Source organism: Bacillus sp. 005/A4HT-01/001 (assembly GCF_004634445.1).
Lineage (GTDB): Bacteria > Bacillota > Bacilli > Bacillales > Bacillaceae > Bacillus > Bacillus altitudinis.
Window position 1 is genome coordinate 117824 of the sequence record NZ_SEIZ01000002.1, and the last position, 20196, is coordinate 138019.

Sequence of the window (20196 nt, forward strand, 5' to 3'; positions counted from 1 at the left end):
ACATGAAGTATGACCATATTTTAGTCCGTTTTGGTGAGATTTCAACAAAAGGGAAAAATAGAAAGAAATTTATCGAAAAACTAAGACAGCATATCCGGTTTGTATTAAAAGACTTTGAAGCATTAAAGTATGCATCTGATAGAGACCGCATTACGATCATGCTAAACGGAGAAGACCCTGAACCGATTTCAGAACAGCTTAAAGGTGTATTTGGCATTCAAAGCTTTAGCCTGGCTGTAAAATGTGAGACAAATCTTGATGCCATCAAAGAAGCGGCACTCTCAGCGGTTCAGGAAGTGTATGAACAAGGAAATACATTTAAGGTCTCAACGAAACGCTCTTATAAACAATTTGAGCTTGATTCAAATGAAATGAACCGAGAAATTGGTGGACATGTTTTAAGGAATACAGACAACTTAACCGTTAATGTGAAACAGCCAGATGTTCACTTGCGAATTGAAATAAGAGAACACGCGACGTACATTACATTTAAAGATGTAAAAGGTGCAGGCGGACTGCCAGTTGGTTCAAGCGGAAGAGCGATGCTGATGCTCTCTGGCGGCTTTGACAGCCCAGTGGCCGGCTATCAGGCAATGAAACGAGGCATTCAAATTGAAGCTGTTCATTTCTTTAGCCCACCTTATACAAGTGAACGTGCTAAGCAAAAGGTCATTGATCTAGCGGAATGCTTAGCTGCCTATGGAGGCGAAGTCAAGCTTCACATCGTTCCTTTTACAAAAATCCAAGAGCTCATTCACAAACAAGTACCAGAAAACTATACGATGACTTCAACGAGAAGAATGATGCTCAAAATTGCAGATAAAATAAGAGCCAAGCGTGATGCGCTTGCCATTATTACAGGTGAAAGCCTTGGTCAAGTGGCAAGTCAGACACTTGAAAGCATGTATGCCATTAATCATGTCACAAACACACCGATCATTCGCCCACTGATTGCCGTGGATAAGAATGACATTATCGAAGAAGCGAGACGAATTGGCACATATGAGACAAGCATTCAGCCATTTGAGGATTGCTGCACGATCTTTACGCCGCCATCTCCAAAAACAAAACCAAAGCTTGAAAAAGTAGAACGCTACGAAAGCTTTGCTGAATTCGAGCCAATGCTTGATGAGGCAGTGGAGCAGATCGAAACAATCGTTGTCACAAATGAAAAGAAAGCAGCTGACAAATTCGCTGATTTATTCTAAATAAAAAATTTCATAATAATTACCATAAAATCAATCGCATGAAGTCATGTGTTTCTACACATTCTATATTCACAAGGAGGTGAGAACACATGGCTCAACAAAACAGACAAAGCAGTTCTAATCAATTAGTCGTTCCAGGCGCTGCACAAGCGATCGACCAAATGAAGTACGAAATCGCTTCAGAATTTGGCGTAAACCTTGGACCAGAAACAACAGCTCGCGCTAACGGATCAGTTGGTGGAGAAATCACTAAGCGTCTTGTATCTTACGCTCAACAACATATGGGTGGCGGATCTTTCTAAGACACACAATTAAAAAGCTATGGCTTATGAGCGGGTTTATTCCCGCTCTTTTTTTTGTACATAAATTGTTAGAATATTTTTAAAAAAGAAGACGAAATGAAAAAATTATGGCATAATACTAGGAGTAGGTCCTAATTCAAGCATTTTTCAGTTATGAGTGTTAGAATAGGTAAATTGAAACATGATTCGTTTCATAGAAAGAGGCTAAAAGGAGCTGTACCATGAAAAGAGAAGACTTAATTGCACCAGAACAATATAACTTAGTCAGTGAGATTGAAGCATTCAGTCATGACCAGGAGAAAATCGCCCTGCACTGGCAGGACGGAAATGGTCAGGAAGCGCACGTGACATATGCAGCATTAGTAGAAGAGGCGAATAAAATTGGTCATGTTCTATTAAATGCAGGCTTTAAAAAAGGCGATAAAATCATTGTGATGGTGCCGCGTATGCTAGAGGCATACAGCATTTATTTAGCGATTTTAAAAACAGGGATGGTTGTAATTCCTTGTTCAGAAATGCTTCGCGCTAAAGATATAGATTACCGAATTGAACATGCAGAAGCAAAAGGAGCGATTGTTTACGCATCATTCATTCAATCGTTTGAAGGAACCAACCAGCCAAAAGATTTTAAAACATTCTCGATTGGTGAGAATGATCATGGCTGGACAAACATTGTTGCGCAAAAGGAAGAGCAGTCAAGCGAGTTGAAATTGGCAGACACAAAACGTACGGACATGGCGTTTCTATCTTATACATCAGGCACAACAGGTAACCCAAAAGGGGTTGTTCATACACACGGCTGGGCGTATGCACATTTACGTACTGCGGCCAAAGCATGGCTCTCCATTAATGAAGGGGATAAAGTATGGGCAACAGCAGGACCAGGCTGGCAAAAATGGGTGTGGAGTCCTCTCTTATCTGTTTTAGGAAGTGGAGCAGAAGGTTTTGTTTATGGAGGGAAATTTAATCCGGATACGTACTTAGAGCTGCTTCAAAAAAATGAAATCAATGTTTTATGTTGTACACCAACGGAATATCGGTTTATGGCAAAAGTAGATGACCTCAGTCAGTACGAGCTGCCGAAATTGCATAGTGCTGTTTCTGCGGGAGAGCCACTCAACCGTGAAGTCATCGATACGTTCAAAAAACATTTCGATATCGAAGTGCGAGATGGTTACGGGCAAACAGAAAGCACGCTGCTAGTCGGGGTGCTGAAAGGAATGGACATCAAGCCGGGCAGTATGGGCAAACCAACACCTGGCAATGAAGTAGAGATTATTGATGAGAATGGCCAGATCTGTGCTCCAGGAGAAATAGGTGACATTGCCGTTCATCTTGAAACGCCGGCTTTATTCAAGGAATACTACAAAGATGCAGAGCGTACAAAGGCGCAGCGCCGCGGGGATTACTTTATTACCGGTGACCGTGCGAAAAAAGATGAAGACGGGTATTTTTGGTTTGAAAGCCGCAGGGATGACATCATTGTCAGCTCAGGTTATACAATTGGTCCATTTGAAGTCGAAGATGCACTGATTAAACACCCAGCAGTGAAAGAATGTGCGGTCGTGGCAAGTCCAGATGAAATCAGAGGGTCAATCGTGAAAGCATACGTCGTCCTGCGTGATGCATCTACACAAAGCGATGAGCTGATTAAAGAACTGCAAACACACGTGAAAAATACAACAGCACCGTACAAATATCCAAGAGAAATCGAATTCATTGACGAGCTACCAAAAACTCCGTCAGCGAAAATTCGACGTGTCGAGCTGAGAGAAAGAGAGCTTGCACGAAAATCATCATAACATTAGAAACAATAAGCGTCTGGATGGAAAATCATCCAGCGCTTTTTTTATTGGACAAATCAAATATGTAAAATTCGTTCATGATGTTTTATGTTAAAATGTGTAAGGATGACTTGAAAAGGAGAATGTTCTGAAAATGTCGATTGCGATAATTCATGGGATTGTGCTTGCCTTTGGTCTTATTTTACCTTTGGGCGCACAAAATGTATTTGTATTTCAGCAAGGAGCCCTTCAGCCTCGATTATATCGCGTACTGCCTGTTGTCATTACAGCTGCTCTCTGCGACACACTTTTAATTACTTTAGCTGTCATTGGGGTTTCGGTTGTTGTACTCACCATTCCTATCTTGCAAATAGGTCTTTTTATCATTGGATTTTTCTTTTTACTTTATATGGGGTGGTCAGTTTGGAACACGAGCTCCGCAACAGGTAATCAAGAAAAGATGGACCTGATGCCTGTGAGAAAACAAATCATATTTGCCTGTTCCGTTTCACTTTTAAATCCTCACGCGATTCTCGATACAATAGGAGTGATAGGAACGAACTCTCTTCAATATCATGGGGCGGAAAAGGTGGCATTTACCGCAGCCTGTATCATTGTCTCGTGGTTATGGTTTATGGGTCTTGCCCTTCTCGGGAAAATGTTAGGAAAGCTAGATACAAACGGCAAGTGGATGAACCGGATCAATAAAGCCTCTGCGGTCATGATCTGGCTGGTTGCATTATATATCGCCTATCAGCTTATTGGATAAAGGATACATAGAGCAAAAGAGACGTGATGCATGAAAATGAGTGCTGAACATGTCATGGGAAAAAGCGTTGGATGGAAAACATCTGGCGCTTTTTTGTTGTCTACTGTCTCGGGGCAAGCATCAGTTACACCCCGTTCATTTATCTCAGACATACTGACAATTCACTTACCTGGAGGAAATGATATCAAGTAGGAGATATGCTACATTATTTATAGTGGTTTTTTTTGGTAAATAAGCCTCTTATGCCATTTTCCATAAAAAGGTATAATTTTTATGGGATTTATTAAAGGAGGCTACATAATGAAAGTAAGGAAGATGCTTGTTGTTTTATTATTCATTTCACTTCTATGCGGACAATATCCTGTGGGGAAAGCTGTTAGCATAGAAGAGGATATGCCTTTTGAAAAGATACAAAACAATAAAGTGGCTGAAAGGCTCATAAAAAAAACAAAAAAGAGCTTTCAATTTTTACAGGCAAAAGAAATAGCCTACAAAAAAGGGTATCAATTAAATGGAGAAAGTGTAGCAGTTCATTTGAATGATGCTAAAGCGAATGTTGTTTATTTTTATCTAACAAAGAAGAAAGCAGATAATCAGCTAGTAAGCACAGCATCATTTATTTCAATTTCACTAAGTCAGATAAAGTCCTATTATATTCAACTTGCGGAATACGATGAGCAAGGTAATTTACACTCATATTTCATTCAAAATGGAAAGTTGAAGAATGAGTTTCATATCAATCCAAATGGGGAGTTTTTAAAAGGATCTTTTACCTATGGTGAAAACGGTGCGAAAAAAGATATGATGGAATTAAATAGAAAAATTATGAATGCTGAAGATTCGGAAATTCAAACGAGCTTTAATTGGAACAAATTTTGGAGTTGTTTAAAAAAGAAAAGTGGCCCGAATGAATCTCTTCCGCTTCGTTCAATGGTTCTTGGGGCTTGTTATTATGTTTGTTTAACAGGACCTGTTGGTTGTATAGCATGTACAGTCATTAATGCAGGAATATCGGCTGGGATAGCAGGTTATTGTGTGAAAAAAGTTTGGTGAATTGGAGGTTTTCAAATGGCTCATAAAGAACAGCGTAAAGGGGCAGTGCTTGCTGTCTTTGATACATTGACGTTTGGTGTACCAGTCTTGTTGTGGAATTTATATAAGAATACGAATAAAACATTGAAGCTGATGATCCCGATTATTCCAATAGTAGGTTTCATCACGTATCTTTTAGCATCTCTTTACTAATGTGTTCAAAAATCATTTGCATGAGCGATACGCTCATGCTTTTTTCATTCGATCATTTTTTGAAGATGGTTTGATTTAATAGACGGAGAGCTTGTACGATATCATCCATTTGATTTTGGTCAGAGGAAGAAAGGCTGTCCATGAGCATGGATTCAATTTGTTGAAATGCTTTGTCCATACACGCACGGCCTTTTTTAGACAGCATAATGACATGTTTTCGCTTGTCATCTTTATCTTCTTGTCTATCAATGAATTGTTTTTCGTGAAGCTTTTTCAATTCTCTGCTGACATTCGGAAGAGACATGTGCTGACAATCGGCGATTTCGCTAGGTGTTAGCGGCTCACTGACGGCTAACTGCTCCAGAATCAAATATTGTAGAGTGGTTAGATCAGATGGTTTGATCTTGCTCATCATAGCATGTTTCAGCTCAGAAAAAGTAGAAGCAAATGTGACAAACTCTTTGAAAAAATGTGGGTTTTTCATCATGTTTCACCTCCTACGTACCATACCAAATTTATTATCAAAAAACAATTATCATTTGACAACTAAAAAAGAGGGGTGTATGCTTTTGGTTATCAAATGATAACTAAAGGAGCCGAGCCATGAATGTACTCATTATTTATACTCACCCCCATCACAATAGTTTAAATGGTGCTTTTTTTAAAGAAATCCTAAAGGGCAGTGAAGAAAATCCAAACGTTCAAGAAGTGAGAATCATCGATTTATACCAAGACAAATTTGATCCTGTACTTATTTTTAATGAAGAGAAAAAAAGACGTGATATGCATAAGGACCCTGAGATTCAAGAATATCAAGAGAAAATCAAATGGGCAGACAACATCGTGTTTGTTTATCCGATTTGGTGGGGGCGGCCACCAGCCATGCTGCTTGGCTTTATTGATCGAATGTTTGCAGCGAATTTTGCTTATCGTCAAACAGGCGGGCTGCTTCTAGAAGGCTTGTTAAAAGGAAAGAGGGCTGTTTGTGTTTCGACAATGCAAGGACCGACCCACTATCCTTTCTTCTTTTTGCAAAATGCCCACAAAATCTTAATGAAACGTGCTCTTTTGCAATATGTCGGGATTAAACCGGTGAAGTTCTTTGAATTTGGCATGATGGAAAGTCCAAAAGGGAAGCATGACGTGAAATTAAAACGGATATACAACTACTTTCGGAATATCAGCTCATAAAACCACATTCCTTGAGTCACTTTTCTTCTAATTTGAACCTGTTATGTCTTAAAATGACAGAGAGGGTGAGTGACTCATTCTCTTTATTTGAAAAGGGGGATATGGATGAAGAAAACATTGTTTAAAGATGCGGCTCTTATCACACTTGATCCATCTTTAGGTTTTCTGGAGAAGGGAGATCTATTAATTGAAGGGGCACATATTTTAGAAGTCGGACCTTCGATTGAAGCAAGTGGTGCCGATGTTGTGGATGCGTCTGACATGGTCATCATGCCAGGGCTTGTGGATACCCATCGTCATGTGTGGCAGTCTGTCATACGGGGAATCGGAACAGATTGGTCTTTGCAAACGTATTTGAGCAAAATTTATTATGGCAACTATGGGGCGATGAGACGTCCATCAGATGATCGAATTGCTAATTATTTAGGCGCATTAGAGGCATTAGATGCAGGAGTGACCACGTTTTTCGACTGGGCGATGATCAATTCTATGGATCATACAGAAGAACTCATTGGAGGTTTAAAAGATGCGGGTATTCGAGCGGTCTTTGGTTTTGGTACCTCTGGAGATGCAGCGTATTGGGACAGAGAGAGTACGCTCACGAATATGGAAGACGCAGCCCGTGTGAAACAAAAACATTTTCAATCATCGGATCAGCTGTTGACGATGGGACTTGCCATTCGTGGACCTGAATTTTCTTCATGGGAGACGACCGTCTTTGAAATTGAAACAGCAAGATCACTAGATGCATTATGCAGTATGCACATTGGCTTTGGAAATTGGGGAGCGGCGGATCGATCGATTGAGCGGCTTCATCAAGCAGGGCTGCTCGGGCCTGATTTGAATATGGTGCATATCAATGCAATTGATGCAGATCAAATGAAGATGCTAGCTGAGAGCGGAAGCTCCATCTCTATTACACCTGAGATTGAAATGATGATGGGACACGGATATCCTGTCACAGGGCTCGCCATTGAAAATGGCGTTCTGCCAACGCTTGGTGTAGATGTGGTGACAGCGACAGGCGGAGATTTATTTACCCAAATGAAATTCGGGCTACAGGCGGAACGAGCGATTCAAAATCAATCTTTATTGATGGAAGGGACGATGCCAGGGCCTGAACTTGGATTATCTGCACAGCAAATGCTTGAAGCAGCCACTATAAACGGGGCTCGTGCCTTGAAGCTTGATGACAAAATCGGCTCACTCACACCTGGAAAAGAAGCTGATTTTATCTTGATCGATCGGACAAGCATGAATCTTCTTCCGATGACAGATCCAGCTGGGGCAGTTGTGCAAACGGCACACCCTTCAAATGTTGATTCTGTCTATGTGGCTGGAAAAGCAGTGAAACAAAATGGGAAGCTAGTTGGAGTGAACGTAGAAGAGATCAAACAAAAAGCTTATGCGGCAAGAGATCATATTTTATCGCACAAGTTTGAATCAACGCCATCATAAACAAACAATCCCCATAGGCAGCTGCCTATGGGGATGAGATTACAAGGATTCTTTAATGACTTTTTTGTAATACTGGACAGATAGGAATCCGAAGATAGAATATAGCACCGTATAAATCGACATGACGATGAGCATTGGTGTCCACAGTTCACCGCCGAAGAAAAACCAGCCTGACTGTACTGCAAAGTAGCTGTGAAGCAACCCGACAACGAGCGGAATCCCAAAGTTAAATAGCTGTTTGAGCCGAATACCTTTTAATAGATCCTTCTCAGTAAAACCAAGCTTACGCAAGATCGTGTAAGAGCTTTGTTCTTCTTCACTTTCATTCATCTGCTTAAAGTATAAAATACAGCCTGATGTGACAAGGAAGCTGAGACCTAAAAATCCGACTATAAACATCATCAGTCCGATGGTTTGTTTTTGTTGCTGAGTGGTAGCCAATTGAGACATGCTGTTGTCACCTAGTTTTAAAGAGGTAAACACATCATTCGCTTGTTCAAGGTTTTGATCATCTTTTATATTGACTGCGTGATATTGATTATTCTCAATCTGAAGTTTAGGATCTTTCTGCTGGTCAAGCTGCTCAAAGACACTTTGACTGACGACAGCAACAGGTAGACCACCAAACGTAAAGTTGTAAGAAATGAGGTAATCTTTCTTCATATCAATGACCTTCAAATCAAGGGGTTTCTTAATAAGTAGTTTCACATCACCTGAACTTTGAATCGGCATGAATTTCTTCAATAAATCACTGTAGCCGCTTAAGATGACTTCGTTGCTTTTCACATGAATATTTGGTGCGTTTTTTTCACTGATCACAGGTAGAGTTAAGACACCTGGATCATTATTCATATTTTTAATCTCTGAATCCATGATCTTTTTTGCGTCAAACTTCGCTTGAATGACCTTGAACTGCTTTGTTTCATACGCAATATGTTTGTCAGAAAGTGCACGAGTAAAGGTGTTGGCTTCTTTCTCAGATCCCATGACGAAATGTGAAGGGATCTGTTGTTCAGCGGTTTTTTCTGCTGAGTAATAGGAAATGTAGCTTAAAGATAACAACCCGATGGCAAGCGCAGATACCGTTGTAATAATCGTTAAAAGCAGTGCGTTTGATTTTAACCGGAACATAATAGATGACAGAGACAGGACTTCATGAATGGCGAGATAGCCATTTTTTCGTTTGCGTACGATATTGGCAATGAACGAAACAGAGCCTTTATAGAAAAGAAAGGTACCGATAATGACAGAGGCTAGAATATAAATCATCGCTAAAAGTAACGCAAGCATGGACGTATATGTGCCGGTAAAAAGCTGAGAAGAAATATAATAGCCTGAGCTGATGAATGCAATGCCTAGAACCCCAATGATGATTTCAAACACAGAGATTTTTTTCACACGCTGTTCTGTAGAAGACGTGGTTCTAAACAAAGATAAAATCGTCTGTCTATTAATAAACCATCGATTTCTTAACATAATTAATCCATAGATGACGAAAAAGACGATCAGTGTCTGCAAAAGGGCCATGCCTGAAAAATGCAGGTTGGCGATGGCGTTCACGCCGGTTACTTTAAATAGCACCATCAGCATGAGTTTTGAACCGATAAATCCAGCTATGATACCAATAGCCATGGAGACCACATATAGGATAAAGTTTTCTGCATTGAGTAGTTTGGAAATTTTTTGTTTCGTCATGCCAATGAGCTGCAGGAGACCTATTTCTCTCCCTCTTCGTTTAATAAAAATGCTGTTCGCATATAACAGGAAGATTCCAACAATGGCAATGAGTAGTACTGAAGCGGCTTTAATCGACGCACCGCCCTTAATGGACCCCTTTACATCATCAAGTGCTGGTGAGTACTGCAAGGTGACAAAAGAAAAGTAGAGCGCCACACTAAATACAAGTGCAAACACGTATAAATAGTAATTTTTTAAGTTTTTCTTCAGATTGCGGAAGACGAGCTGATTAATGTTCATGCTTCACACCGCCTAAAACACCTTGCGTTTTCATAATATCCTCGAAAAACATCTTTCTCTCTAGAGCGCCTTTATTCAATTGTGTATAGATCTGTCCATCTTTGATAAAAATCACTCGTCTTGAATAACTGGCTGCAACAGGGTCATGCGTCACCATGACAATGGTTGCTTTGCGCTTGTGATTGAATTCTTGCAGCTTGTTCAGTAAGTCAGAAGCAGATTTGGAATCAAGTGCTCCAGTTGGTTCATCAGCAAAAATAAGGCTTGGTTCATGAATAAAGGCACGTACCGCAGATGTCCGTTGCTTTTGTCCACCAGACAGTTCATTTGGATATTTGTCTCTTAGTTCATAAATCCCCATATCCTCTGCAAGCTGTTGAAAGCGTTCAAAAGCTTCTTTTTTAGGCGTTTTGGAGATGGATAATGGCAAGAGGATGTTCTCTTTAACCGTGAGTGTATCAAGTAAGTTGTAATCCTGAAAAACAAAGCCAAGCTGTTTCTTTCTAAATTCAGCGAGCTGCTGATCTTTCATTTGCGTCATATCTGCATCTGCGATCCGAATCGATCCGCTGGACACATGATCAATCGATGACAATACGTTCAAAAGGGTCGTTTTCCCCGAACCTGATGGCCCCATGATGCTGACAAATTCTCCAGCTTCTATCGTCAAATCAATGCCTTTCAGCACCTCTTGTTTATTAAATTTATTTCCATAGCTTTTATATAACTTGCGAGCTTCTAAAATGTTCATCTGTCGAACCCCTTTTTTATTTAATTGATATCTCTAGTATAAAAAGAAGCCGAGCAGACTTCCTGCGATTTGGCGAACAAAACAGACGAGCATGTGACATTGTTGTCACATGCTTGTTTCATATGTCAAAGCCTTATGTAGAATTCAGATTGTTATTCAATTATTTTATCTGTTTTTCGCTATGATGTATCAAATTTCTTGTTTTTTTCTGATGAACCTTTACAGAGTATTTGATTTCATGTAAGATATGCATATCAAATATATGCATAGTAAATCTATGTATTAGAGGTGACGATGGATGAAAGTGAGTAAAGAGCTTCTAAAGGGGAGTACTGCTACCCTTATTTTAAGCTTGTTAAATGAAAAGCCGATGTATGGATATGAAATGATTAAGGAATTGGAGTCGAAATCCGAAGGAATTTTTAGCTTTAAAGAGGGGACGATATATCCTATTTTGCACACTTTGGAGGGGAAAGGATTCATTGTGTCTTACTGGGGCGAAGGGAATGGCAATCGAAAAAGGAAGTATTACAAGATTAATGAACAGGGCAAAGCGTTTATGAAGGAAAAGAAAGAAGAATGGACTGTGTTTAAAGATGCAGTAGATGGCGTTTTGAACGGGGAGAAAGTCGTATGGGATTAGAGAAAAAATTTGAACAATATATCAAAAATGTGTGTAAACGAATCAAAAATAAAGACGTACATGCAAGTATAAAGCTTGAGCTTCGTGATCATTTATACACACTGAAAGAGGAAGCGGTCAGTGCGGGCATGTCTGAAGAAGAGGCGGTAGATCAAGCGCTCGATCAAATTGGAGATGCAGCCATACTCGGAATGCAGCTTCATGAAACACACAAAACTCAAGTTGACTTTAAAACGATACTTCTTGTATTAGCTACTTGTTTATTTGGGCTGTTTGTAATGTATTATTTTCAGTTTCATTCTCATTTACTTCATTTTCAAGACACGAATATCTTTTATAAAAGTCTCATTTACTATGTATTTGGTCTTGCGTTGATGTTTGGGCTGTTTGCTTTTGATTATCGGCGCTTTTTACCCTATTCGTGGCATTTATACATAGGAACGATTGGAATGCTGATTCTTACAATGATGATTGGGACAAGAGTGAACGGTATTCTCTTTTTAAGCTTAAATAATGGATCGATCAATCTGACTGAAATTTTTCCATTTCTGATGATTATTTCGTTAGCTGGCATTTATCAATCTTGGAATTGGGAGAAAGGTTTCAAGTCCTGGCTAGGGTTAGCGATTGTCACTTTACCCATTATTTTATTACATATAGTCGGATCTCTTTCTGCAACCATCACCTTTATGATCATATGCATAACGATGATGTATGTATCTCATGCAAGAATGAGACAGCTTATTCCGTTTACAGCAGTAGGTATTGTCTATCTCATTGTTCAATTATTTTCTCTGTATCAAGCTGATATGGCCCACTTTTACCAATATTCACTTCATGAATATAGCTCAAATGGTTTTCAAATAAATCCGTACGCATTGTATGATGTTCACACTGATTGGATGTTGACGTATATCATTTATTCATTCGGATGGTTTGCAGGATTGGCTGTTCTTATGTTGTTTGTGACTTTGATTTATAGAGTAGTTCATACAGCGAAACGAGTTCAATCTGCTTATGGCAAAATATTAATGATTGGTTTGGCAACCACATTTGCAGCAAAATTTATCTTAAGTATTTTCACAAACTTTGGATTATTGCCTATATCAGGAGTTTCCATGCCTTTTATGAGCTATGGGGGATCTCATATTCTTCTAGAAATGATGTCAGTCGGGCTGCTAATGAGTATTTATAGAAGGAAACAGCTAGGAGAAATATGCCGTGAAGTAGCGTGATATGGCTGTATAAAATCACCCAATCTCTTCAATGCATCGTTGGATGAAGAGATTGGGTTTCTTGAACTGTATGTTCACATGCTCGCAATATGCACAAAATCATTCTTTTTCGGAAAAATAAAGGTGAAAGTTGTCCCTTGATCTAATGTGGAGTTGACCTCGATCGTGATATGAAGAGCGTCAGCTCCCTTTTTTGTTAAATAGAGCCCCATGCCTGTGGAGGCCGTGTCATTGTGATGTCTTGTGGAGGTAAAGCCTTTTTCAAAAATACGGGACACGTCTCTTGGGTCAATTCCTCTACCTTGATCTGTGATGGTGAGCACCACTTGTTCGTTCATTTGTTTGCTTTCGATGATAATGTCAGATGATTGGCTGTACTTGACGGCGTTTGTCAGCACTTGTCTGATCATAAAGGATAACCATTTTGTATCACTTAATACATCTCGCTCTTCTAATAAAAGGTCAAAGCCAATTCCTTTTTGCATACACCACGATTGGAGCGCTTTGATTTCTTTCGTTAGCATGTTTTGGAGATCCAGTTTTTCAATAAATAAATCATTTTCAATATGTTGGATCCTGCTTTGATGCAGCTGTGCATCAAGGAGTAAATGTATTCTAAGCCATTCATATGTCATATTTGATTTGAGCGGCTGTTCTGTTATGCGGTCAATCATTAAGTGCATCGCCGTGAGCGGCGTTTTCACCTCATGTATCCATGAGAGCAGTTCATCTTTTTCTTCTTCCAGCGCAGTCTTTTGTTTAGCCGTCATCTGGCGGTATCGGTCGATTTGCTCTGACGCTGCCTCCTGTACAATTTGTTCAAAAGGGGAAGAGGGTTTGAGACGCATTTGATGGTCTATATTTTCGTCCCATTCTTTCAGTTGTTCATAATAAGCAGTTTCTTTCCGGTAACGAAAAAAAAGAAAGACAATGAAGAGTAATGTAGACAAAAGCACGATATAAAAAAGAGAAGCGAGTGGAATCGTTGTATCCAAATAAGCAACAAAGAGAATGAGAAGCTGCAAACTAAGAAAGAACAAGATCCAGCTTCTTCGTTCTTTTAGAAATGCTTGCAGCATTATTGATCATCCTTTTCTTTTGCAAGATAACCTTGACCCACCTTTGTTTCAATGAAGGTGCCAAGGGAGATTTCGTCTAGTTTTTTTCTAAGGCGGTTGACGTTTACAGTGAGTGTATTGTCACTCACGAATCGTTCATCCTCCCATAATGCTTGGATGAGAGATTCCCTTTTGACGATATGATTTTTATGCTGAATCAATTCTTTGAGAATAAAAAACTCATTTTTTGTTAATTCAATCTCACCGTTTTCATTTGTCACTGTATTATTTTCGAGGTCAAGGGTAGCGCCGCACCAGACTTTTAAGTTGGCTGGTTCCGCATTATAATCATGGACTCGGCGAAGAACAGCACTTACTTTGGCGATGAGAACGTCAAAGTGAAAGGGCTTTTGTACAAAATCATCAGCTCCAAGCTGCATCGACATGACCATATCAGCAGGATGATCACGAGAGGAAAGAAAGATGATGGGCACATTAGAATGATGCCGAATCATCCGGCACCAATGAAAGCCATCGTACTTTGGTAGCTGAATATCAATAATGACTAAATCAGGCTGGATGGAAGTGAACTCCTGCATGACCTGTTGAAAATTGTTGATCCCATACACATCATAAGACCAGTTGACTAAACGTTCTTTGATTTCTTGGAAGAGGGTTGTATCATCCTCAATCAGCAAAATTTTAAACAAAACGAGCACCACACTTTTTGAATTACTTGTACATCATTGTAGCGGAAAACAGGCACTCCCGCTAGAAGCAGACAGTAAAAAAGCAAGGGAAGAGATCCCTTGCTTCGGTTTATTTACCTAAAAAGTGCTTTTTAAAGAATGATAATTGATATTCAAGTGTGAGCGGGTCATTAAAGTAAAACTCTTCCGCATTTGCTTCATACACACGATGTTTTTTCACAGCAGGAATGGACTTATAGATTTCACTGTTTTGATAGGAATTGTCCATTTCGCTGTTTTTGCTAATGATCATATAGTCTCCGGCAAATTCAGGGATGACCTCTTGTGATACCGCATAATAACCAGCTTTTAATGCTTTTTCTTTTACTTTTTCCGGCATTTTTAGTTTCATTGCTTGGTAGAGGATTTCTGTTCCGCGTCCCCATGCATCTCCAAAGACGTAAAGATCTTTTGTGCCGCTTTCAAAGACAGATACGGTTGCATCTTCACCGATTTTTGCTTTGATTTCTTTGCCAGCTTCAGCTGCGCGCTGTTTGAAATCCTTGACCCATGCTTCTGCTTCTTTTTCTTTGTTTAAGACTTTTCCAATTTCAATATGCTGCTGAAGGTAATCGACTTTGTTATACGTGAATAAAACGGTAGGGGCGATTTTTTTCAGTTTTTCTACATTTTTTGCACCGCTTAAACCGATGATGACATCAGGCTTTAGCTTCATGATTTTTTCCACATTTTCATCGGATACTTCTTCCACATTTTTTAATTTCTTTTTGAAACGTGGATTCTTTTTTGACCAAGAGTCAACACCCACAAGGTTCACACCAAGTGACAAGACATTTCCTGTATAAGAGGCGAGAACAACAACACGTTTTGGATTTGCTGGCAGCTTCACAGGTCCATTTTCAGATTGATATGTAATCGTGTCCGATGAAGTTGATTGCTTTCCTTTATTTGAGGAAGAGTTGCTGCTATTGCCACATGCGCTCAACGCAAGTACGAAGATGAGCATCAGAGGGAACAATATTTTCTTCATGAATGTAAACTCCTTTGAAATCGGCACATCAGCCGTGTATTTGGTTGTATGAGTGATAATGATAATTATTATCACTCAGATATCATACCATAGAAGTGAGGTTTGTTGTCAATGATATTTTAGCAGTGGATAGAGGAATTCTGATAAAAAGAAAAAAAGATCAAGGCAGTGTCTGACCTGATCTTTTTTCTTATTTAAACCAGCCTTTTTCTTTGGAACGAGTAATGGCTTCAATTCGGTTTTTGACTTCTAGTTTATCTAAAATAACGGATATGTAGTTTCGGACAGTGCCACTTTTAATGCTGAGTTCCTTGGCGATTTCTTTTGTGTTTTTTCCGTCTGCGACGAGTTCTAGAACCGACTTTTCTCGTTCAGTTAAAGGATTTTCGTCGCTATACAAGTCTTCCATTAATTCAGGGGCGTACACCTTTTTCCCTTTCATCACGCTGCGGATGGCACTTGCCAAATCCTCGCTTGGGCTGTCTTTCAGCATGTAGCCGCTAACGCCAGCTTTCAGTGCTCTTTGAAAATAGCCAGAACGAGCAAAGGTTGTTAAAATGATGATCTTCACATCAGACTTTTTAAGTTCTTCAGCGGCATCGAGCCCAGATTTTCCTGGCATTTCAATATCCATTAAACAAATGTCGACCGGGTGTTTTTGAGCAAAATCAATGGCGTCCTGACCGTTTGTTCCTTTTCCAACAACCGTCATATCGTCTTCTAAATCGAGAAGCGATCCAAGAGCACCGAGCAGCATTTGCTGATCCTCTGCGATAAAGATGTTAATCATTTTATTTCCTCCTTATCTTTCGCTGCTGAATCATTTGGAATACTCATGATCAGCTTCGTCCCGTCTTTTGTTTCAATGTGCAGGCGTCCATTTGCAAATTCCAATCTTTCTCTAATCCCTAAAAGGCCATGTCCCTTCGTTTGAGAGGATGGATCACCGCCTTTAAATGTGCCGTTATCCTCAACTGTAATGACAGCTTCCTTTGACTTTTGATGAATCGTAATTTGACAGACAGTGGCATCGCTATGTTTGACGACATTCGTCACGGCCTCTTTGATGCACATGCTCACAATGTTTTCGTTCAGAAGAGAGATGTGTTTCGGCGCTTCCTTTTCATCATAAATCATGTCAATATCGGCGGCTTCAAGGATTTGCTTGATGTTCAATATCTCATCTTTGATCCGAATGCCTTTCATGGAAGAAACAATTTTCCGCACTTCATTTAGAGACGTTCTAGCTGTCTGTTGGACGCTTTTTAGTTCGGCGCGTGCCTGTTCAGGGTCTTTATACACGAGTTTACGGGCAAGGTCACTCTTTAAACCGATAAGAGAGAGTTTTTGTCCAAGTGTGTCATGCAGGTCACGAGCAATGCGCTGTCTCTCTTCAATTTTGACAAGATCGGCGATCCGTTCATTGGCATATTCTAATTTCTCTTCTAGCCGTTCACGTTCTTTTCGGCTTCGAATGCTGAGAGGGAGCAGAATGGCACTAATAAGTGTGATCACAACAAAAGGAATTTGTGTGAGAAACCATCCCTTTTTTAAAATCAAGCTAAAGTTCACTGCTACGGCGGCGCTCCCTAGATGAATATAGTATAAGATATAGAAAGGGACTTTTCTTTTGATATGCCCGTTGAAATAGGCGATACAAAAAGCAAAATAAATGTAGCTGTAGAGCATCACATAACCAGTTGAAATGGCGATTAATACAAGGCCGAATACATATAACGACCAGCCCTTTGAGACAAAGGCAAAACGGTAGACCGCAAAAAAGACGACGTTTAAAATAATGCCGATCACAATGCCTAAAGTCGAAGGGGTCTTAAAGATAAAATAAAAGGGCAGGATGAAAAAAATCGCCCAAATATATGGGGAAATCCCATGCAGTTTTTGAATTTTCAGTTGTTTTTTCATCCGTGATTCACCTTTTTCATTTTTTCAGTCTTTTTCACTACTTTATCAAATTGAACAGATGAGCGCATCCTGCAAATACAACAAGCTCCTTCTATTGTAAGAAAGAGCTTGCACCAATTATGCATTTTTCTTCAGAATGTCTCCTTTAATGACAGGTGCGGGCATCTTCTTAGATTGCCGTGCTTCTTTAAAGGTAACGAATGCTTTCGTTTCTTCATCCCAAAGTCTAAATTTCATTGATTCGATACTTGTTTTTAACGTGATGGTTGGCACATTTTGAAGCGGCTCGCTGTGTTCATGGGCATGTTCTAAATGATAATTCGGTACCCTCGGGCTTAAATGATGGACATGGTGGTAACCAATATTGCCTGTTAACCATTGAAGAAGTTTTGGCAATTTGTAAAAAGAACTGCCTTCTACAGCTGCCTGCACATAATTCCAATGTTCATCTGCTTCAAAGTAAGAATCTTCAAATGTATGCTGCACATAAAATAACCATACACCGATTGACCCTGAGATCAGGAAGATTGGACCTTGGACAAGCAGGAACTCCTGCCAGCCAAAAAGAAGACACGTTGCAGTTGCTAGCGCAATGATGCTCACGTTTGTGAAATACGTGTTCCAGCGCTCTTTTTTACGAGCATTTTTGACGTTGAAACGGTTTTTTAAGAGAAAAACAAAGATCGGTCCTAAAATAAACATCACAAAAGGATTACGGTAAAATCTGTAGCGAAATTTCGTCCAAGCTGATGCTTCTTGATATTCTTTGACTGTCAGGAGCCAAATGTCGCCAGTACCTCGTTTGTCTAGATTACTGCTTGTGGCATGGTGAATTGAATGATCTCTTTGCCATTGAAGATAAGGGAAAAGGGTGAGTACGCCCGTTACAAAACCGAACAGGTGATTCAGCGGCTTCTGTTTAAAAAAGGATTGATGGCAGCAGTCGTGAAAAATAATAAAGACGCGCACTAAAAATCCAGCTGCAATAACCGCAAAGAAGAGGGTTAAAAGGTAGGAGATGTTCAGGCTATAATAGGCAAGAAACCAAAGCCCCAAAAATGGAATGAATGTATTAAAGAGTTGAATGATACTTTTTTTCGAATTAGCACCAGAGAATTGGCCAACTTGTTTTCTTAAAGTGGCTTGCTGCTGTGTGTTTGTTGAAGTCGTCATGAACGTTCAAGTCCTTTCCGTTTCTTTCTACTTCAAAGTATAGAAGGAAAGGTGTCATGCTCATAGTAGCACCCATCATGTATTCAATATGACATTTGTCATGTTGGACGCGGGAAAGGCTGATGGTTCAAGGGTTGTAAGCTTATTTTATTTTAAATAAAAAAAGTAAAGGCGCTTAGCCTTCACTTTTTATGCACGTGCTTCATGTACTTTTAACTGCTTGCCTTTAATCGTTGTGTGCCGCATGGCTTTTAGCACAAGAGGGCCTTTGCCATTTAAAATATCTACATATGTTTTCGTTTCCTGAATGGTAATAATCCCAATGTCATCAAACGCAACTCCGTCTATTTTGGCGATCGTTCCAACGAAATCAACTGCCCGGAGTTTCTTTTTCTTCCCGCCATTAAAATACAGCTTCATAATATCTTTTTCTATGCCGGCCTGCTTATTTTCCTTTTGAATCGGTGTTTCAATTTTTTCTTCAAAGCTTGCCACATGCTGTTCTGCTTCTTCTTTTGTAGGATAAGGCTGAATTTGAAAATGAATGCCAGCTTCCTCTTTTAATTCTTCAATGAGCGGCTGCCCGTGCCTTGTCATAAACGCAATCGTTTTTCCGCTTTTACCCGCTCTGCCAGTTCTTCCAGTCCGGTGAATGTAGCGTTCTTTTTCATATGGCAAGTCGTAATGAATGACATGTGTCATATCACTGACATCAATTCCTCGGGCTGCAATATCTGTTGCGATCAAATAACGGAATTCCCCGTTTTTAAATTCATCCATGACGGCAAAGCGGTCTTCCTGCCTCATCCCGCCATGAATCTTATCGCAAGGAACATCCCACTCATCTAGCTTCATCGTCAGCTCATTCACTCGCTCCTGCGTATTGCAAAAAATGATACAGCTATCTGGATTTTCAATGACAATCGTTCGTTGAAGTAATGAAAACTTGCCTTCTTCCTCGGTTTCAATCAACGTGTGGGTGATTTGCTGCTTCGTCGTTTCCTCCCGAGCAATCTCTATCACTTTTGGCGATTGTAAAAACTGCTCACTCAAATCCTTCATTTCATCAGACATCGTCGCTGAAAATAACATCGACATCCGCTTTGGCGGCAGATGCTGAATAATAGAAGAGACTTGATCAATAAATCCCATGTTCAGCATTTCGTCTGCTTCATCTAACACGAAAAATGACAGATTGTCTAAAGAAAGTGTCCCTTTTTCGAGGTGATCCAATATTCGTCCTGGCGTTCCGCACACAATGTGGTTCTTTTGTGCAAGCTCTATTTTTTGTGCTTGAAATGGAGCTTTTCCATAAATGGCGGCCGCTTTGATTCGTTTAAATCGTCCGAGGCTGGTCAGATCCTGTTTGACCTGCATGGCAAGTTCTCTTGTTGGGACGAGGATGAGGGCTTGAGGTTTATTCTCAGCCCAATCCACCATTTCACAAATTGGCAGACCGTAGGCTGCTGTTTTGCCACTGCCTGTCTGAGATTTGACAATGAGGTCCTGCTTTGAAAAAGCAACGGATAATGTCTCGTGCTGGACGGGTGTAGGTGTATGGAAATGAAGCGCTTCTAGCGCTTGTTTCAATTCATCGCTTAATGGATATTGATCAAAATGTTGTAATGGCATCGTGTTCTCCTTTTCGTACATGTATACTTGTGACATCATACCATATCTTTTCAAAGACACCATGACCTTGAATAAAAAGGCATGAAAAAAAGCCCCATAAAGGAGCT

20 protein-coding genes are annotated in these 20196 nt (G+C 39.9%); 10 read left to right on the forward strand and 10 right to left on the reverse strand.

Features of this window, described 5'->3' with window-relative positions; all coding sequences use genetic code 11:
• Positions 1–2 precede the first annotated feature (2 nt).
• The 6 genes from thiI to ES896_RS20050 all read left to right on the forward strand — a co-directional run bounded on the left by thiI (position 3) and on the right by ES896_RS20050 (position 5308).
• Entirely contained in the window at positions 3–1208 is a 1206-nt protein-coding gene (gene thiI, locus ES896_RS06160) for a tRNA uracil 4-sulfurtransferase ThiI (protein WP_007501769.1), read from the forward strand.
• Between the two features lie 89 nt (positions 1209–1297).
• Positions 1298–1510, forward strand: a complete 213-nt coding sequence (locus ES896_RS06165; protein WP_003216385.1) for an alpha/beta-type small acid-soluble spore protein — start codon at positions 1298–1300, stop codon at positions 1508–1510.
• 221 nt (positions 1511–1731) lie between these two features.
• Positions 1732–3312: an acyl-CoA synthetase MbcS gene (gene mbcS / locus ES896_RS06170; RefSeq protein ID WP_135226568.1), complete on the forward strand. Its 1581-nt coding sequence runs from the start codon at positions 1732–1734 to the stop codon at positions 3310–3312.
• A gap of 136 nt (positions 3313–3448) precedes the next feature.
• Positions 3449–4063, forward strand: a complete 615-nt coding sequence (locus tag ES896_RS06175) for a LysE/ArgO family amino acid transporter (RefSeq protein WP_039964110.1) — start codon at positions 3449–3451, stop codon at positions 4061–4063.
• A gap of 300 nt (positions 4064–4363) precedes the next feature.
• Positions 4364–5116 (forward strand): hypothetical protein, encoded by a 753-nt coding sequence (locus ES896_RS06185; RefSeq protein WP_135226569.1) that lies wholly within the window; start codon positions 4364–4366, stop codon positions 5114–5116.
• Between the two features lie 15 nt (positions 5117–5131).
• Entirely contained in the window at positions 5132–5308 is a 177-nt protein-coding gene (locus tag ES896_RS20050; protein ID WP_008356320.1) for a hypothetical protein, read from the forward strand.
• A gap of 52 nt (positions 5309–5360) precedes the next feature.
• Here the strand turns inward: ES896_RS20050 and ES896_RS06190 are convergent, their stop codons facing one another.
• Positions 5361–5795, reverse strand: coding sequence for a MarR family winged helix-turn-helix transcriptional regulator (locus ES896_RS06190; RefSeq protein ID WP_226650678.1), 435 nt, complete (start codon positions 5793–5795; stop codon positions 5361–5363).
• A 116-nt stretch (positions 5796–5911) separates the two neighbouring features.
• Between ES896_RS06190 and ES896_RS06195 the strand changes: the two genes are divergently transcribed.
• Positions 5912–6499 (forward strand): NAD(P)H-dependent oxidoreductase, encoded by a 588-nt coding sequence (locus ES896_RS06195; RefSeq protein WP_135226570.1) that lies wholly within the window; start codon positions 5912–5914, stop codon positions 6497–6499.
• Positions 6500–6604: 105 nt separating this feature from the next.
• Positions 6605–7957, forward strand: coding sequence for an amidohydrolase family protein (locus tag ES896_RS06200; RefSeq protein ID WP_135226571.1), 1353 nt, complete (start codon positions 6605–6607; stop codon positions 7955–7957).
• A gap of 39 nt (positions 7958–7996) precedes the next feature.
• On the opposite strand, the gene ES896_RS06205 is transcribed toward ES896_RS06200, so the two are convergent.
• Together ES896_RS06205 and ES896_RS06210 are read right to left on the reverse strand one after the other, a co-directional pair.
• Entirely contained in the window at positions 7997–9934 is a 1938-nt protein-coding gene (locus ES896_RS06205; RefSeq protein WP_135226572.1) for an ABC transporter permease, read from the reverse strand.
• Positions 9924–10685, reverse strand: coding sequence for an ABC transporter ATP-binding protein (locus ES896_RS06210; RefSeq protein ID WP_017358290.1), 762 nt, complete (start codon positions 10683–10685; stop codon positions 9924–9926). Before ES896_RS06210 ends, ES896_RS06205 begins: the two co-directional genes overlap by 11 nt.
• Positions 10686–10983: 298 nt before the next feature.
• On the opposite strand from ES896_RS06210, the gene ES896_RS06215 reads away from it, so the two are divergent.
• A complete protein-coding gene (locus ES896_RS06215; RefSeq protein WP_135226573.1) occupies positions 10984–11328 on the forward strand; it encodes a PadR family transcriptional regulator in 345 nt (114 codons plus the stop codon).
• Positions 11319–12563 (forward strand): FtsW/RodA/SpoVE family cell cycle protein, encoded by a 1245-nt coding sequence (locus ES896_RS06220; RefSeq protein ID WP_135226574.1) that lies wholly within the window; start codon positions 11319–11321, stop codon positions 12561–12563. The genes ES896_RS06215 and ES896_RS06220 overlap by 10 nt, the downstream gene beginning before the upstream one ends.
• A gap of 74 nt (positions 12564–12637) precedes the next feature.
• Here the strand turns inward: ES896_RS06220 and ES896_RS06225 are convergent, their stop codons facing one another.
• From ES896_RS06225 to ES896_RS06255, 7 genes are all read right to left on the reverse strand, one after another.
• Positions 12638–13642: a sensor histidine kinase gene (locus tag ES896_RS06225; RefSeq protein ID WP_017367848.1), complete on the reverse strand. Its 1005-nt coding sequence runs from the start codon at positions 13640–13642 to the stop codon at positions 12638–12640.
• Positions 13642–14331 carry a response regulator transcription factor gene (locus ES896_RS06230; protein ID WP_017367847.1) on the reverse strand — a complete coding sequence of 230 codons (690 nt, stop codon included), beginning with the start codon at positions 14329–14331 and terminating at the stop codon, positions 13642–13644. The genes ES896_RS06225 and ES896_RS06230 overlap by 1 nt, the downstream gene beginning before the upstream one ends.
• A 109-nt stretch (positions 14332–14440) precedes the next feature.
• Positions 14441–15361: an iron-hydroxamate ABC transporter substrate-binding protein gene (locus tag ES896_RS06235; protein ID WP_017367846.1), complete on the reverse strand. Its 921-nt coding sequence runs from the start codon at positions 15359–15361 to the stop codon at positions 14441–14443.
• Positions 15362–15551: 190 nt separating this feature from the next.
• Complete coding sequence (locus tag ES896_RS06240) at positions 15552–16151, reverse strand: response regulator transcription factor (protein ID WP_007501749.1); 600 nt, start codon at positions 16149–16151, stop codon at positions 15552–15554.
• Positions 16148–17284 carry a sensor histidine kinase gene (locus tag ES896_RS06245; protein WP_017367845.1) on the reverse strand — a complete coding sequence of 379 codons (1137 nt, stop codon included), beginning with the start codon at positions 17282–17284 and terminating at the stop codon, positions 16148–16150. Before ES896_RS06245 ends, ES896_RS06240 begins: the two co-directional genes overlap by 4 nt.
• Positions 17285–17401: 117 nt before the next feature.
• Entirely contained in the window at positions 17402–18457 is a 1056-nt protein-coding gene (gene desA / locus ES896_RS06250; RefSeq protein WP_017367843.1) for a Delta(5) desaturase DesA, read from the reverse strand.
• Between the two features lie 189 nt (positions 18458–18646).
• Complete coding sequence (locus ES896_RS06255; protein WP_017367842.1) at positions 18647–20089, reverse strand: DEAD/DEAH box helicase; 1443 nt, start codon at positions 20087–20089, stop codon at positions 18647–18649.
• Between the last annotated feature and the right edge of the window lie 107 nt (positions 20090–20196).

Bases quoted from the DNA above. Each gene is read 5' to 3' on its own strand.
- thiI (WP_007501769.1), top strand. From the start codon at position 3: ATGAAGTATGACCATATTTTAGTCCGTTTTGGTGAGATTTCAACAAAA.
- ES896_RS06165 (WP_003216385.1), top strand. From the start codon at position 1,298: ATGGCTCAACAAAACAGACAAAGCAGTTCTAATCAATTAGTCGTTCCA.
- mbcS (WP_135226568.1), top strand. From the start codon at position 1,732: ATGAAAAGAGAAGACTTAATTGCACCAGAACAATATAACTTAGTCAGT.
- ES896_RS06175 (WP_039964110.1), top strand. From the start codon at position 3,449: ATGTCGATTGCGATAATTCATGGGATTGTGCTTGCCTTTGGTCTTATT.
- ES896_RS06185 (WP_135226569.1), top strand. From the start codon at position 4,364: ATGAAAGTAAGGAAGATGCTTGTTGTTTTATTATTCATTTCACTTCTA.
- ES896_RS20050 (WP_008356320.1), top strand. From the start codon at position 5,132: ATGGCTCATAAAGAACAGCGTAAAGGGGCAGTGCTTGCTGTCTTTGAT.
- ES896_RS06190 (WP_226650678.1), bottom strand. From the start codon at position 5,795: ATGATGAAAAACCCACATTTTTTCAAAGAGTTTGTCACATTTGCTTCT.
- ES896_RS06195 (WP_135226570.1), top strand. From the start codon at position 5,912: ATGAATGTACTCATTATTTATACTCACCCCCATCACAATAGTTTAAAT.
- ES896_RS06200 (WP_135226571.1), top strand. From the start codon at position 6,605: ATGAAGAAAACATTGTTTAAAGATGCGGCTCTTATCACACTTGATCCA.
- ES896_RS06205 (WP_135226572.1), bottom strand. From the start codon at position 9,934: ATGAACATTAATCAGCTCGTCTTCCGCAATCTGAAGAAAAACTTAAAA.
- ES896_RS06210 (WP_017358290.1), bottom strand. From the start codon at position 10,685: ATGAACATTTTAGAAGCTCGCAAGTTATATAAAAGCTATGGAAATAAA.
- ES896_RS06215 (WP_135226573.1), top strand. From the start codon at position 10,984: ATGAAAGTGAGTAAAGAGCTTCTAAAGGGGAGTACTGCTACCCTTATT.
- ES896_RS06220 (WP_135226574.1), top strand. From the start codon at position 11,319: ATGGGATTAGAGAAAAAATTTGAACAATATATCAAAAATGTGTGTAAA.
- ES896_RS06225 (WP_017367848.1), bottom strand. From the start codon at position 13,642: ATGCTGCAAGCATTTCTAAAAGAACGAAGAAGCTGGATCTTGTTCTTT.
- ES896_RS06235 (WP_017367846.1), bottom strand. From the start codon at position 15,361: ATGAAGAAAATATTGTTCCCTCTGATGCTCATCTTCGTACTTGCGTTG.
- ES896_RS06240 (WP_007501749.1), bottom strand. From the start codon at position 16,151: ATGATTAACATCTTTATCGCAGAGGATCAGCAAATGCTGCTCGGTGCT.
- ES896_RS06245 (WP_017367845.1), bottom strand. From the start codon at position 17,284: ATGAAAAAACAACTGAAAATTCAAAAACTGCATGGGATTTCCCCATAT.
- desA (WP_017367843.1), bottom strand. From the start codon at position 18,457: ATGACGACTTCAACAAACACACAGCAGCAAGCCACTTTAAGAAAACAA.
- ES896_RS06255 (WP_017367842.1), bottom strand. From the start codon at position 20,089: ATGCCATTACAACATTTTGATCAATATCCATTAAGCGATGAATTGAAA.